The sequence below is a fragment of the Streptomyces sp. NBC_00210 genome (assembly GCF_045160975.1).
Lineage (GTDB): Bacteria > Actinomycetota > Actinomycetes > Streptomycetales > Streptomycetaceae > Streptomyces.
The window spans coordinates 6,083,813-6,098,164 of record NZ_CP108120.1; the positions used below are offsets into that span (position 1 = coordinate 6,083,813).

The 14,352-nt window shown below is 71.2% G+C and carries 13 protein-coding genes; 4 read left to right on the forward strand and 9 right to left on the reverse strand.

Annotated elements, in window-relative coordinates; translation table 11 throughout:
- Positions 1–74: 74 nt before the first annotated feature.
- Positions 75–1,910, reverse strand: coding sequence for an alkaline phosphatase D family protein (locus OG729_RS27550; protein WP_405808512.1), 1,836 nt, complete (start codon positions 1,908–1,910; stop codon positions 75–77).
- An 83-nt stretch (positions 1,911–1,993) separates the two neighbouring features.
- Positions 1,994–2,647, reverse strand: a complete 654-nt coding sequence (locus OG729_RS27555; protein WP_360874671.1) for an HNH endonuclease family protein — start codon at positions 2,645–2,647, stop codon at positions 1,994–1,996.
- Positions 2,648–2,815: 168 nt separating this feature from the next.
- Between OG729_RS27555 and OG729_RS27560 the strand changes: the two genes are divergently transcribed.
- Complete coding sequence (locus tag OG729_RS27560) at positions 2,816–3,556, forward strand: ABC transporter permease (protein ID WP_405808514.1); 741 nt, start codon at positions 2,816–2,818, stop codon at positions 3,554–3,556.
- A gap of 247 nt (positions 3,557–3,803) precedes the next feature.
- Positions 3,804–4,385 (forward strand): TMEM165/GDT1 family protein, encoded by a 582-nt coding sequence (locus OG729_RS27565; RefSeq protein WP_405808516.1) that lies wholly within the window; start codon positions 3,804–3,806, stop codon positions 4,383–4,385.
- Between the two features lie 30 nt (positions 4,386–4,415).
- Here the strand turns inward: OG729_RS27565 and OG729_RS27570 are convergent, their stop codons facing one another.
- Both OG729_RS27570 and OG729_RS27575 read right to left on the reverse strand, forming a co-directional pair.
- The gene (locus tag OG729_RS27570; RefSeq protein ID WP_360874679.1) at positions 4,416–5,084 is read right to left on the reverse strand and encodes an HAD-IA family hydrolase; all 669 of its coding nucleotides are present in this window, start codon (positions 5,082–5,084) and stop codon (positions 4,416–4,418) included.
- Positions 5,085–5,219: 135 nt separating this feature from the next.
- Positions 5,220–6,170: a peptidoglycan-binding protein gene (locus tag OG729_RS27575; protein ID WP_405808518.1), complete on the reverse strand. Its 951-nt coding sequence runs from the start codon at positions 6,168–6,170 to the stop codon at positions 5,220–5,222.
- Between the two features lie 151 nt (positions 6,171–6,321).
- On the opposite strand from OG729_RS27575, the gene OG729_RS27580 reads away from it, so the two are divergent.
- Positions 6,322–8,370, forward strand: a complete 2,049-nt coding sequence (locus tag OG729_RS27580; protein ID WP_360874685.1) for an MFS transporter — start codon at positions 6,322–6,324, stop codon at positions 8,368–8,370.
- 120 nt (positions 8,371–8,490) lie between these two features.
- Here OG729_RS27580 and OG729_RS27585 read toward each other — a convergent pair whose 3' ends face one another.
- The 4 genes from OG729_RS27585 to OG729_RS27600 form a co-directional block, all read right to left on the reverse strand.
- Positions 8,491–8,970 carry a GNAT family N-acetyltransferase gene (locus OG729_RS27585; RefSeq protein ID WP_405808519.1) on the reverse strand — a complete coding sequence of 160 codons (480 nt, stop codon included), beginning with the start codon at positions 8,968–8,970 and terminating at the stop codon, positions 8,491–8,493.
- A 91-nt stretch (positions 8,971–9,061) separates the two neighbouring features.
- Positions 9,062–9,391 carry an antibiotic biosynthesis monooxygenase family protein gene (locus OG729_RS27590; protein ID WP_404723093.1) on the reverse strand — a complete coding sequence of 110 codons (330 nt, stop codon included), beginning with the start codon at positions 9,389–9,391 and terminating at the stop codon, positions 9,062–9,064.
- Between the two features lie 42 nt (positions 9,392–9,433).
- Positions 9,434–10,105 (reverse strand): O-methyltransferase, encoded by a 672-nt coding sequence (locus OG729_RS27595; RefSeq protein WP_405808520.1) that lies wholly within the window; start codon positions 10,103–10,105, stop codon positions 9,434–9,436.
- Positions 10,106–10,136: 31 nt separating this feature from the next.
- Entirely contained in the window at positions 10,137–11,240 is a 1,104-nt protein-coding gene (locus OG729_RS27600) for a DUF2330 domain-containing protein (protein WP_405808522.1), read from the reverse strand.
- 241 nt (positions 11,241–11,481) lie between these two features.
- On the opposite strand from OG729_RS27600, the gene OG729_RS27605 reads away from it, so the two are divergent.
- Entirely contained in the window at positions 11,482–13,446 is a 1,965-nt protein-coding gene (locus OG729_RS27605) for a bifunctional glycosyltransferase 87/phosphatase PAP2 family protein (protein ID WP_405808523.1), read from the forward strand.
- 169 nt (positions 13,447–13,615) lie between these two features.
- Here the strand turns inward: OG729_RS27605 and OG729_RS27610 are convergent, their stop codons facing one another.
- Positions 13,616–14,320, reverse strand: coding sequence for a hypothetical protein (locus OG729_RS27610; RefSeq protein WP_360874702.1), 705 nt, complete (start codon positions 14,318–14,320; stop codon positions 13,616–13,618).
- Between the last annotated feature and the right edge of the window lie 32 nt (positions 14,321–14,352).

Here is a 14,352-nt window from a genome sequence, read left to right on the forward strand (position 1 = left end):
GGGGTGCTTGGCAGCGGAATGTTCGGCTCATCATGCCGGGGGAGGCGCCGGAGTCGAACCCCAGGGGGCGAGGATCACCCTCCGCTGTGGGATGGATCACCGTTCGCAGTCAACTCCCGCTCATCCGCCGTCACCAGCCGCGTACCCGCGCCGCTCGCGGACCGGGCCGCGCCCGCCACCGTCTGCGCCTGGTCCAGCCGCAGCACCGCCGAACGGCCTCGCAGCGCCAATGTCATCAGCTGATTGCCGAACCACGGGCCGCCCGTCCGCTCCCAGTGGACGGGCGGTCTGCCCGTCCTGCCGTGGCGAGCCAGGGCGTGCCCGAGCCGCCGTCCGGCGCGGCTCCAGCCGAAGCGGAAGCCCAGCTGTATGGGGCGGGGAATGGAGTTGTGCACGGGCGAGCAGGTCAGCTGGAGCACCCTGGCCTCCGGTGCCGGGCCGGGCCACTCGGGCTCGGCGACGTACGCATGGTGTACATCGCCCGACAGCACACACACCGTCGCCGGAGCGTCGTCCCCGCTGCCCGCCTCCGCGATCAGCGCGGCCAGCTTCGCGAAGGAATCGGGGAAGGCCGCCCAGTGCTCCAAGTCGGCCCGTCTGCGCAGATCCTCGCCGAAGCGGGCCCAGCGGTCGCCGCGCTCGCCGCGGCAGAGCGCGGCGTTCCAGCTCTCCGCGTCATGGATGAGCGGCGGCAGCAGCCAGGGCAGCGAGGTTCCGATCAGGAGATGGTCGTACGGCCCCGAACCGGATCCGGGCAGCGAATCTGCCGCCGGCCCTGTCCCTGTCCCTGGCAACTTCCCGGACCCGTGCCCGGACCCCGTCGCGGACCCGTGCCCGGACCCCGCGGCGGACCCGTGTCCGGATCCCGTCGCGGACCCCCGCCCGTCCCGCACCTGGTCGCGCAGCCAGCGCGCCTCGTCCGCGTCCAGCATCGCCCGCCGCTGCTCCTCCAGGACCCGGCCGGCGCGTGTGTCCACCATCAGCAGCCGGGTCCGCCCGAAGTCGCGGCGGTAACTCCAGCGCACACACGCCGGGTCCAAGTCCGCCTCGGCGGCGAACCGCCGCAGCGCATCCGTCCCGTCGGGCGACGCCTGCACCGCCGCGTACAGCTTGTCCGACTCCAGCTCCGCCGGGGAGAGGTTGCCCAGGTGCTGATAGACCCAGTACGACATCAGCCCGCTGAGGATCCGCTCCTGCCACCACGCCGTCTCGCGCATCTCCGCCAGCCAGGAAGCGGAGGTGTTCCAGTCGTCGATCACATCGTGGTCGTCGAAGATCATGCAGCTGGGCACGGTGGAGAGCAGCCAGCGGACCTCGGGGTCCAGCCAGGACTCGTCGTAGAGCCGGGTGTACTCCTCGTAGTCCGCGACCTCCGCGCCGGGGGGCTCGCGCAGATCGCGGCGCGCGGCGAGCCAGGTCCTGGTCGCTGTGGACGTCTCGTCCGCGTACACCTGGTCGCCCAGCAGAAGCAGCACATCGGGGCGTACGGCCGTGGGGTCGGCGGCGAGCTTCGCGGCGAGGGTGTCGAGCGCGTCCGGTCCCACCGGGTCGTGCCCACCGCGTGGCGCGGCCGACCAGCGGCACGAGCCGAAGGAGACGGTGACGCCGTCGGAGGGGACGTCGGGAGTACGGATCGTGCTCGCCGGGAACGGGCTTCCTTCCAGCGGCCAGACCCGCCGGCCGTCGAGCAGCACCTCGTACGCGGTCGTCGTCCCGGGTGTCAGGCCGGTGACCTGGACCAGCGCATAGTGGTGGCCGGCGATCTGGAACGTACGCGCCGTGCCCTGCGCGCCGTCCTCGCAGCGCACCTCGGCCGTGCACGGCCGGTCGGCCTCGACCCAGACGGTCGCGCTCCCGCCGGACTCCCAGTCGACGTACCGCAGCAGTGGTCCCACGCGCAGCCCGGCCATGTGTTGCCCTCCTCTGTCGCCCCGTACGGTACGGAACGACAGGGGAGGGCCACCAGGTTCCTGCAGGAACCGTCAGCCGCTGGTCAGCAGCCGTTCAGGATGCCCTGGAGGGCACTCTTCTCGGCCGAGTCCACGGTCAGCGCGTAGTAGTGCTTCACGTCCACCCACATGCGCGCGTACATGCAGCGGTACGAGGTGCGCGAGGGCAGCCACTCCGCCGGGTCCTTGTCGCCCTTGGCCTGGTTGACGTTGTCGGTGACGGCGATCAGCTGCGGACGGGTGAGGTCGTTGGCGAAGGACTGCCGCTTGGCGGTGGTCCAGCTGCTCGCGCCGGACTTCCAGGCCTCGGAGAGCGGCACCATGTGGTCGATGTCCAGGTCGGCGGCGGCGGTCCAGGTGGCGCCGTCGTACTCGGAGAACCAACTGCCGCTGACGGCGGCGCAGCTGGAGTCCTGGACGACGTTCTTGCCGTCGCGCTTGAGGACGACCTCGCGCGTGTTGCACGCGCCCGACTGGGTGATCCAGTGCGGGAACTTGTCGCGGCTGTAGCCTGTGGACGAGCCCTCGGGGGACACCGTGAGCCCGGCGAGATAGGTACGGGCGGTGGCGGCGCTGACGGGGGTGGGCGGGGAGGCCTGCGCGGTGGGGGCGGTGGCGAGCAGACCGGTGACGGCGAGAGCGGAGGTTGCGGCGAGTACGGCTATACGGCGACATTGACGCGCGTAGACACCTGACATGCGAACTCCTTGGATGTGGGGGGTATTTGGCCGTTCGGGCGTGGCCATGTTGTCGGCGCCAGGTTTCGCTGGAGTGGGCGCCAGGTAACAGAGTGGCGACATGGGCACGTCAGATCAAGTCTTTTCTGACACTCCGGCACATGCCGTGGCACGTCGTAGGGTTGCCGGGTGCTGCTCACGGTCAATGTCACCTTCGGCGCTGTGCTGGCCGTCCTGCTGGCCGTCGCGGCGACCGTGGCCGCCGTCGCCCGGCTGGGCCGGGCGCGCGAGATCGCCGTGGCGGGCGTGCGGGCGGCCGTCCAACTCGCGGCCGTCTCCCTGGTGATCGGCTGGGTGGTCCGTTCGCTGCCGCTGCTGTTCGCGTTTCTGCTGCTGATGTACGCGGTCGCGGTACGGACGGCGGGCCGGCGGATCACCGCGAACCGGACGTGGCGGTGGGCGTGGCTGCCGATCGCCGCGGGTGTTGTGCCCGTGGTGGCCGCGCTGTTGCTCACCGGCCTCGTCCCGCTGAAGGGCATCACGCTGGTACCGGTGACCGGCATCCTCATCGGCGGCGCGCTCACCGCGACCGTGCTCGGCGGGCGGCGGGCGCTGGACGAGCTGGGGCTGCGGCACGGAGAGGTGGAGGCGGGGATGGCGCTCGGGCTGCTCGTTCGCGACGCCCGCATGGAGGTGGCGCGCCCGGCCGCCTCCGACGCGCTGCTGCCGGGGCTCGATCAGACCAGGACCGTGGGGCTCGTCACCCTGCCGGGCGCGTTCGTCGGCATGCTGCTGGGCGGCGCCTCACCGCTGCTCGCGGGGGCGGTGCAGCTGTTTGTGCTGGTCGCGCTGATGGCCGTGCAGGCAGTGTCGGTGTCGGTGGTGCTGGAGCTGGTGGCGCGGGGGCGGCTGTACCGGGATTCGCCGTGAGTGGCGCCTGACGTACCCTGAACGGAGCAGAAGGGGAGTAGCTCTTCGCCGGAACGTCGACATACTGCCGGGCCTCGTGCCCGGCCGGCGCCCGGAGGCGGCCCTCGTCGACCAGTTCGACCCGGCCCGCCAGCGAGACCTTCGGCCGCAGTGTCCTGTCTTTTCAGGTGACGCTGCCGTGCCGAAGCGACCCCTTTCCGATCAGGTCTCTCGGTCCGGCAGCCCGACCGATTGAGGAATCCGTTCCGTGCTCAGCTTCAGCATCCTGGCGATCACCTTCGGTGTCGTCTTTCTCGCCGAACTCCCCGACAAGACCGCGCTCGCCGGTCTGATGCTCGGAACTCGCTATCGCGCCTCGTACGTCTTCGTCGGTGTCGCGGCCGCGTTCGCGGTCCATGTCGCGCTCGCCATCGCGGCGGGCAGCGTGCTGACGCTGCTGCCGCACCGGCTGGTGCAGGCGGTGGTGGGCGTTCTCTTCCTTGCCGGCGCGCTGGTGCTGCTGAAGAAGGACGACGGCGACGAGGAACACATCAAGGCCCCGGCGGACCAGTCCTTCTGGAAGGTCTCCGGGGCGGGCTTCATGCTGATTCTGGTGGCTGAGTTCGGTGATCTGACCCAGATCATGACCGCGAATCTGGCCGCGCGTTACGACAGTCCGCTGTCGGTGGGCATCGGGGCGGTGCTGGCGCTGTGGACGGTGGCGGGGCTGGGAATTCTGGGCGGGCGGACGCTGATGAAGTTCGTGCCGCTGAGGTTGATCACGAAGGTGGCTGCGGGGTTGATGCTGGTGCTGGCGGGGTTCAGCCTGTTCGAGGCGGTGGCGGGGTAGGGCGCGGGGTCAGGCCGTGCAGGGCAACCGTCACCCCGTGACGTACAAACGGATCGTGCCGTCGGGCCCCGGCTCCACGCGCAGTGAGGTCAGGTCCTGGATGTGCGCGTCCGGGGACAGGGCCGCCGCGCGCGGGCCCACACCCATCACGCGCATGCCCGCCGCCCTCGCCGCCTCGATGCCCGCCTCGGAGTCCTCGAAGGCCACGCAGTCCGCCGGGGCGAAGCCGAGTTCGGCCGCGCCCTTGAGGAAGCCCTCCGGGTCCGGCTTGCTCGCGCCGACGCACTCGGCGGTGACGCGGATCTCCGGTATCGGCAGCCCGGCGGCGGACAGCCGGGCCCGGGCAAGAGCCTCGTCCGCCGAGGTCACCAGGGCGTACGGGAGCCCCGCGATGGCGGCCATGAAGGCGGGGGCGCCCGCGACCGGGACGACGCCGTCGGTGTCCGCGGTCTCCTGTGCGAGCATCACGCGGTTCTCGGCGTAGTTCTGCTCCATCGGCCGGTCGGGCAGGAGTGCCGCCATCGTGGCGTACCCCTGCCTGCCGTGTACGACCTTCAGCGCCTCGTCCGGGTCCAGGCCGTGCTCCGTCGCCCACTGGCGCCAGCAGCGTTCCACCACCGCGTCCGAGTTGACGATGGTGCCGTCCATGTCGAGCAGGAGGGCGCGGGCGGTCAGAACGAACGGGGCGGTTGCCGGCATCGGCGTACTCCAGGGCGCGGGAGAAGAGAACAAGTGGCTCCGCCCGCCGGTCAGGGAATACGGACGGAACCACTTTGTTCCATCACGATACAAAAACCTGGCGGTCTGCGCCACCCGGTCGGCGCAGAGCGAGCGTCACGGGTCCTGCGTCTCGGCCTCCAGCTCGCGGCGCGTCTTCGGGCCGTAGACCCCCTTTTGGTCGCCCTTGACGTGCCGGTCGTACTGGTAGGAGCGCACCGCGTCCTCGACGGACTGGCTGTACTGCCCGTCCATCGGGCCCGAGTACAGCGACACCTCGGCCAGCCGCTGCTGGAGCTCCACGACCTCCGGTCCGCTGTCCCCGGGGCGCAGCGTGCCCGACCGGGCACCGAGCGGCGCCGCGGAGGCCGATCCCGACGCACTCGCCGTCGCGGGCGGCGTCGACGGATCCGAGGGCGCGGACGGGCCGGGGGCCATGCGCAACGACGCATCCGCCGACGGCGTTACGGACGGCGAGGCCGACGCAGTCTCCGAAGCCGACGCGGTCTGCGAGGCGGACCCGGTCGGCGACGACGAGGGGGCGTCCGGCAGGACGTTCAGGCTCGGCGCGCTCGTCTCCCGGTCCGGCAGGGCCTTGTCGCGCTCGTCGTCCCCGGAGAACAGCCCTGACGCGAACGCCGCGGTCCCCGCCACCGCCACCGCCGCCGCGACCACCAAGAGACCCCGGTACGGCCGTCGGCGGCCGCGGTGGCGCCCGGGAGTGTGGCCCGTCGGCGTGAGATCCACCCGGCCCAGGTCCACCGCCGTGAGGTCCACGTTCGTGAGGTCCACCGCCTCGCGCGCGTCCCGCTCGTCACCCGGCCCCGGAACCACCGCATCCGGCAGCAGCAGCGGCACCGTCTCCGGCCCGGACCCGCTCTCGCCCACGTTGCGCAAGCTCACATACGGCCGCACCCGCAACGGATCGAAAACCCGCGTCGCCGCGATCTCCGCCTCTCGCCCGGCCCCGACCGCCTCGCTCGCCCGCGCCGCACAGTGGCAGCCGGGCACGGCTCTGCCCCCGGCGCCGCGCGGCATACCGCATTCAGGACACACGTGTCCGGTCATTGCCGGTTCCCTCCCCTTTACCTGCGAGCGATTATGCAGCCGCCGCAGGCGAGACCCAACGGCGCCCGGCTCCCTCGGCAGGCCATAACCGGTCACACCCACCACGATGAGGAGGAGAGTGGTGCGGAGAGCGGCGAGGAGAGAGAGCGGCATGGCTCAGGAAGTGAGCACCGAGGCCGTCAGTCCGGCCCCGGGCGAGGGCCAGAACCGGCAGGCCGTCATGGTCGCCATCGGCGCACTGCTTCTCGGCCTGCTGCTCGCCGCCCTCGACCAGACGATCGTCTCCACCGCGCTGCCGACCATCGTCAGCGAGCTCGGCGGCATGAACCATCTGTCCTGGGTGGTCACCGCCTACATTCTGGCCTCGACCGCGGCGACGCCCCTGTGGGGCAAGCTCGGTGACCAGTACGGCCGCAAGAAGCTCTTCCAGGCCGCCATCGTCATTTTCCTCATCGGCTCCGCGCTGTGCGGCATCGCGCAGAACATGCCGCAGCTCATCGGCTTCCGCGCGCTCCAGGGTCTGGGCGGCGGCGGCCTCATCGTCCTGTCGATGGCGATCGTCGGCGACATCGTCTCGCCGCGCGAACGCGGAAAATACCAGGGCCTGTTCGGCGGGGTGTTCGGCGCGATGAGCGTCCTCGGGCCGCTCCTCGGCGGCTTCTTCACCGAACACCTCAGCTGGCGCTGGGTGTTCTACATCAATCTGCCCATCGGCGTCGTGGCACTGCTCGTCATCGCCGCCGTACTGCACATCCCGGCCCGCCCGACCCGGCACACCATCGACTACCTCGGCACCTTCCTCATTGCATCCGTCGCCACCTGTCTGGTCCTGGTCGCCTCCCTCGGCGGCACCACCTGGGCCTGGGGCTCGGGTCAGATCATCGGCCTCGCCGTACTCGGCGCCGTACTTCTCGTCGCTTTTCTCTACGTGGAGCGGCGCGCGGCCGAACCGGTGCTGCCGCTGGGGCTGTTCCGGATCCGTACCTTCTCGCTCGTCGCCGTCATCAGCTTCATCGTCGGCTTCGCGATGTTCGGCGCGCTGACCTATCTGCCGACCTTCCTCCAGGTCGTGCAGGGCGTCACACCGACCCTGTCCGGTGTGCACATGCTGCCGATGGTGCTCGGCATGCTGCTCACCTCGACCGCGTCCGGACAGATCGTCAGCCGCACAGGACGCTGGAAGGTCTTCCCGATCGCGGGCACCGGTGTCACCGCCGTCGGCCTGGTCCTGCTCCACCAGCTCACGGAGACGAGCTCCACCTGGGAGATGAGCGCGTACTTCTTCGTCTTCGGCGCCGGTCTCGGCCTGGTGATGCAGGTGCTGGTGCTGGTCGTCCAGAACGCGGTCAGTTACGCGGACCTGGGCGTCGCCACGTCGGGGGCGACCTTCTTCCGCTCCATCGGCGCCTCGTTCGGCATCGCCATCTTCGGCACGATCTTCACCAACGGGCTCGAGAACAAACTGACCGACGCGCTCGCCGGACAGCAGGTGCCGCCCGGCGCCGGGGCGAGCGAGCTGGCGGCCGACCCGCGCGCGATCTCCGAACTGCCGTCCGCGCTGCGCCCCTCGGTGCTGCACGCGTACTCGTCGTCCATCACCGACGTCTTCCTGTACGCCGTTCCCGTGGTGGCCGTCGCCTTCGTCGTCGCCTGGTTCCTCAAGGAGGACAAGCTGCGCGGCTCGGTCACCGCGCCCGACCCCAGCGAGACCGTGGCCTCCAACCCGGTCACGCGCTCCTCCCACGAGGAGGTGGCACGGGCGCTTTCGGTGCTCGGCTCGCGCGACGGCCGGCGCAGGATCTACGAGAAGATCACCGAGAAGGCGGGGTACGACCTGCTGCCCGCGGCCAGTTGGCTGCTGCTGCGCATCCGCCGCCACGGCATGGTGGAGCCCCAACGGCTCGCCGACACCACGCCGGTGCCGCTGCGCGCGATCACCGAGGCCTCCCGTCAGGTGGAGGAGCGGGGCCTGGCCCGTCGCGAGGGGCCGCAACTGATGCTCACCGACGCGGGGATGGAGGCGGCCGTACGTCTGTCGAACGCCCGCGAGGAATCGCTGGCGGAGCTCCTCGGCGACTGGTGGGGCCCGGATCGCCCGACGGATCTGGTGCAACTGGTCCGGGACCTGACCGCGGAACTGTGCGGCTCGGACGAGGAGCGCCCGTACAGCCCCGACCCGAAGCGGGACCACGCCCGCTGAAGCCCCGGGAGCTCGGGGCCACCTGGACCCGGGCGTCGGCTGCGGGTCAACCGGCCTTCCCCGGGCCCGGGCCGCCCGGCCGCGCGCTTCGGAGCCCCGCGGGCCCTCGGCCGCCCCGGGTCACAGCGCCTTGCCGTACCAGACCTCCATGTACGGCCCCGAGCAGTACGCCGGGATCTCCGCGTAGCCGTGCCGGAGGTACAGCTTGCGCGCCTCGATCAGATCGAGCCGCGTATTGAGCACCATCCGCCGCGCCCCGAGCCCGCGCGCCGCGTCCTCCAGGGCCCCCAGCAGCAGCCCCGCGCCCTGCCTGCCGCGAAAGGCGGGCCGCAGAAAGACCCGGGTCAGCTCCGCCCGCTCGGCGTCCAGCATGAGCACCCCGCCGCATGCCGCGACCTTGCCGCCGTACCGCCCGACGACGAACTGCCCGGTGGGCGGCGTGAGTTGCTCGGCGCCGTCCCCGGTCAGCCCCTCGTCGATCTCCTCGGCGGTCGCGGGCCGCTTCCAGTAGCGGCTCGCGACCTCGTCGTAGTACTCGCGCCGCAGCACGCCGGCGTCGGCGGAATCGAAGGCTTCGGGGGCCATGGTCCACGTCGTCATGACGCTCTCTCTACCCGAGCCAGCGAACCCTTGGCCAACGATTTCCTGGCCGGCCTGAAGAGCCGGCCTGAAGAGCCGGCCCGAAGAGGGCCTACGCCTTGGGCGCGGCCTGCTGCACCACCTCGAACGACCAGAGCGTGGACCCGGTGGCGGCGGGCTTCGGCCGCTCCCCGCCACCCTGCTCGCCGCCACCCTGGTGCGCCGTCTTCATCGAGCCCTCCATCCATGCCTGGAACGCGGCTTCGTCGCGCCAGCGTGTGTAGACGAGGTACTGGTCTGTCCCTTCGAGCGGCCGAAGGAGCTCGAACCACTCGAAGCCGTCGGAGTTCTCCACCGACCCGGCACGGGACGCGAAGCGCTTCTCCAGCACCTCACGCTGCTCTTCGGGCACGGTCAGGGCGTTGATCTTCACAATGCTCATGCGCCCATCCTGCCGCACCGCCCACGCCCCCGACCGGAGGTGTCAGTCCACCACCCTCGCCAGCAGGAAGCCGTCGTACCCCTTCGTCCCCACCGTCTGCACCGCCGTCGCGTCCAGCCGCGGCTCACGCGCCACCAGTTCGTACAGCTCCCGCGTGCCGACGATCGCCGGGTCCGTGCTGTCCGCGTCCACGACCGCACCGCCGCGGATCGCGTTGTCGACGATGATCAGGCTGCCGGGGCGGGTCAGCTTGAGGGACCACTCGACGTAGCGCGGGTTGTTCTGCTTGTCCGCGTCGATGAAGACCAGGTCGAAGGGGCCCGCGCCCGGCTCGGTGACCAGTTTCGGCAAGGTGTCCAGGGCCGCGCCCACGCGGACCTCGGCGATCTTGTCGAGGCCCGCATGGGCCAGGTTCGCGCGGGCGACCTCCGCGTGGGCCGGGTTGAATTCGAGCGAGATCAGCCTGCCGCCCTCCGGCAGCGCCCTGGCCAGCCAGATCGTGCTGTAGCCGCCCAGTGTGCCGATCTCGAGCACACTGCGGGCGCCCTGGATCTGGGCCAGCAGGTTCAGCAGCTTGCCCTGGTTCGCGGCAACGGCGATGGCGGGGAGGCCGGCCTCGTCGCTCGCCGCGAGGGCCGCTTTGAGGGCTTCGTCGTCGTGGACGAGGTGGTCGGTGATGAAGCGGTCAACTGCGTTCCACTGCTCCTGGGTCATGGGCCCAACCTATTTCAGCGAGCCCCACTTTTCAGGCGACCGGCGGCGGCACATGGACCGGGGGCGGCGGCAGGACCGGCCTGCGGCGCCTGGCCCGTACGCGCCACAGCGCCGCCACCACGAGCGCCGCGAGCCCTGTGCCGACCGTCAGCAGCCACACCGGCACACCGCCCGCCGTCAGCAGCTCGTCCTCGTACACCACCCGCCGGAAGGCGGTGTCCGCCTCGGCCGCCCGCAGCTCGTGATCGCCGCTGATCCGCCCCGGCTCCGGGAACCTCTGGTCCAGCGCCGTCAGGAAGGTCTGCCCGCCGCCCGCGAACCCGGCGAGCACCCCGTCCGCCGGGACCTTGCCCGCGTACGTCACCTCCGGCGCATCCCCGCCGATCGAGGACTTCGGCTCCATCCGGTGCCGCGCCAGCACGAACAGGCCCAGCGACTGAGCGTTCTTGGCCAGCCGGGACAGCCGCATCGGGTAGATCAACTTCTCGCTGGCGAACCGCAGCCGCAGCGGATCGAGCGTGCCGCGCAGCATCGCACCCTCCGCCTCGGGGGCCAGCCGCACCGCCACGTACTCCCACTTCTGAGCGACGTACGGCTTCAGCTCCGTCGCAAGACCGGCCGGCAGCACGAAGCCGTTGGTTTCCAGCCAGCTTCGCAGCGCCCGCGGATCCGTCGCCGTCAGCCGGGCGACATCGAAGTCGCCGAGGCGCTCCCGTCCCACCACGCCCACCGAAGCCCTGGCTCCCGGCGCCGGCGCGCCCGCGGAATCCGTGGAGCCGGACGAGAAGGGCCAGTCGTGGGCGCGCGGCCAGAAGTAGTGCCGCGTCCTGTGCTCCGGCGCGCTCACCGTCTCCAGCTCGTCGAAGAGCGCCCGGTCACCGAGTTCCACCGTCGCCCTGCTGGGCACCGGCATGATCCACGCGGCCTTCCGCGCGTTCCCGTCGACCGTGAAGCGCAGGACGATCTGTTCCGTACGCCCGTCCCAGCCCACCACAGAGGTCTCGCGGTCGACCGCCATATGAGACCCGCGGTCCGGCACCATCGCCCCGCAGCCGCACGCGTACGCCGGGCTGATCAGCGATCCGAGCTGCAGCGCGAGCAGCGCTGCCACGACCAGCAGAATCCTGGCCCGCATTTCTTGTATGTTCCCCCGCATGCCTCCTGTGACGACGGCCCCGAACTTGCGGTTCCGGTGCCGGTCGGCGAGATATTCGGTCAAAACGGGGTGACACTCAGGCTAAGAGGGGGTTGCCTGGGTCTCCTTCGGGGGGCAATGCGAGGCTCTATGAACCAGAAACGCAGAACGTAGGGGAGGCCGGCGCGACGTGGCGAACGCGGAGCACAGCGTGCGCGGGAGCGGGACGACGGACTCGAGGATGGGCGCTGCCAGGGCCGCCCTGTGGCTCGTGGCCGCCGTCCTCGCGATACGGCAGGCGGCAGCGGTGCTCCGGCAGCCGCCCGGCGAGCGGCTGACCGACCTGGAGACCTGGATCGGCGAGAACGGCGTCCTGCATGTGAAGGGCTCGCTGTACGACGCCGACAAGTTCACCGGCACACCCTTCGCGGGACTCGTACTCAAACCGCTCGCGCGCTCTGCCGAGCAGAGCCTCGGCGTCGCCTGGACCTTCGGCACGCTCCTGCTCGTCGTCGGCCTCGGCCTGGTCGTCGCCCGCGCCCTCCCGGGCCCCGTATCGCGCCGAAGCGGCCTGCTCGCCGCCCCCATCGCCATCAGCCTGCTGATGCTCTCGCTGCCCGTGCGCAACAGCTTCTACCTCGGGCAGACCAGCATCATCCCGGTTCTGCTCGTCCTCCTCGGCTGCTTCGCCGCCCGCGGGGAAAGATCGTCCGGCCTGCTGATCGGTGTCGGAGCGGCCCTTCAGCCCACGGTTCTGCTCTTTGCGCCGCTGCTCTGGTTCACCGGCCGCAGACGCGCCGCGCTCACCTCGGCCGGCACTTTCGCCGCCTGCTCGGCACTCGCCTGGGCCGCGCTTCCGAGCGACTCCTGGACGTACTGGGTCCACCATGTCGCCGGCGCCGGACTCGGCGCCCGCCCCGACAGCCTCGCCAATCAGTCCCTGCACGGCGCGCTTTTGCGCTTCGGCCTCCAGGGCCCGCTCGAGATCGCGCTCTACGTCGCGCTCGCCGGCGCAGTCTGCTGGTTCGGCCTGCGCCGCGCCGTCCGCTACGCCCAGGACGGCCAGCTCCTCCTCGCCGTCGCCCTCACCGGCTGCGTCGCCGTCGCCGTCTCGCCCACCGCCTGGCAGCACCAGCTCCTGTGGGTGCTCCTCGCCGTCGTCGGCCGTGTCGGCAAGCGGGCGGCCGACCGGATGCTCTGGCCCGTCCTGATCGTCCTGGCGATGACGCTGCCCCAGGCGATGCTGCTGCCCAACATCGCCGTGCTCTTCCCCGTACGCGACAACGTCGTCCTGGTCGCCGCGCTCGCGGCCGCCTGCGCGGTGCCGTTCCTGCCCCGCACCTCGCCGTACTTCCGCGCGCCCATCCCCACCGAGTACGCCCTGCCCGCCCCGGCCCGCTGGCGCCGGGTGCCGCTGCTGCCCTTCTGGCGGCGGGTGCTCAGCCGCCCCAACCTGCTCCTCGAACTCCTCGTGATCCGGGTCGGCTACTCCGCCTACTCGCACATCCGCGCCGCCGCGACCGGCGGCGTCACCGCCGCCGAGGAGCACGGCCGCCAGATCGTCTCCACCGAGCAGGCGCTCGGCATCGACATCGAGCACTGGGTCAACCACGCGGTGGTGAAGGTGAAGTGGGCCGAGGCCTTCTTCAACTTCTACTACACGTCCTTCCACTTCATCGTGCCGCTGACCATCCTCGGCGTCCTCTACGTCCGCCGCCCCTCCGACTACCGCTGGGCACGCGCGTCCCTCGCCTTCGCCACACTGCTCGCGCTGCTCGGCTTCTGGCTCTACCCGCTGGCCCCGCCGCGCCTGATGCCCGGCATGGACTTCATCGACACCGTCCACGGCCCGCAGGACCTCGCCAACCCGGACTACGGTGCGATGACCGCGGTCACCAACCAGTACGCGGCGATGCCCTCGCTGCACTTCGGCTGGTCCCTCTGGTGCGGCCTGATCGTCCTCGTCCTCGCACCCAAGCTGTGGATGAAGCTCCTCGCCCTGCTCCACCCGCTCTTCACGGTCTGCGCCATCGTCGCCACCGCGAACCACTGGGTGCTGGACGCGGCGGGCGGCGCGGCGGTCGTCGGCGCGGGCTTCGGCCTCACGTACGTCCTGGCGGGCCGACGGCAGCTCCGGGTGCCCCCGGGCGCGGTCCCACTCGCGCGTGCGCAGGCGGAGACGCCGGTCCCGGCCGCACCGAAGTAGCACGCACGGCCCCAGGGGGTACGGGTGTCCCCGCACCCCCTGGGGTGGATCGTCGCGTTCCTGCCAGGATCCGCCCGCGGGCCCGTTTTCGCCACTCGGGCGAGTGCGCCGTCCCGCCCTCCGTCTCTCCCGCGCCGCCTTCGCGGCCTTCGCCGCAGGAGACCGGCCCCTACGACGGGCCCCGCGTCCCGATCAGCGCATCCGCGTCCCGCACGCCCGCCAGGCGGGCGAACCCCAGCGCGTACGCGTGCAGGTGGCCCTGCACCACGCTCAGTTCCTCGCGGCACGTCTCGTTGTCCGGCCAGTCCGCTTCCGGGGCGTCCGGGTGCTCCCGCTCGTATGTGCCGAGCCGGGGGTGCCAGGCGGACAGGAAGGGCCGCAGCTCGCGGTTGAGCATCGTGACGGCCAGGTATTCGACGGTCTGGCCGCCCCCGATGGCCGTCGAGGGGCGGCTGCCCTTCAATGTGTCGCGGGTGGTCGCGAACAGCCCGTACAGGGAGTTCATCGCCTCGCGGATGTTGCCGTCGTCGCTCGCCAGCGGCTGTGTGGACACGCGCGTCACCGTCTCGACGAACAGCTGCCACGCCACCTGCCGGGCATCGTTGTTGACCACGAAGGTGAACTCGCTCAGCTGCGGGACGGTGACCTTGACCTCGCTCAGGCGGGCGCCTCGTCCGTACGCCTCCATCACGATCACGGCGACCACGCCGGCAACACTGCCGGTGATGATGAAGAGGTAGCGCCCGGTCACCTGCGTCACGCTGAAGAGGGCCAGTCCCGTGACGCCTCCGATGATCGTCGCGCTGATGAGACGGGCGGTCCGGCCCCGCCGTAGCCAGTTGAACTTCCGCCCCTGCGTGCTGGGTTCACTCATTGACGCACCCCCTGGCGAAGGAATCTACCTGC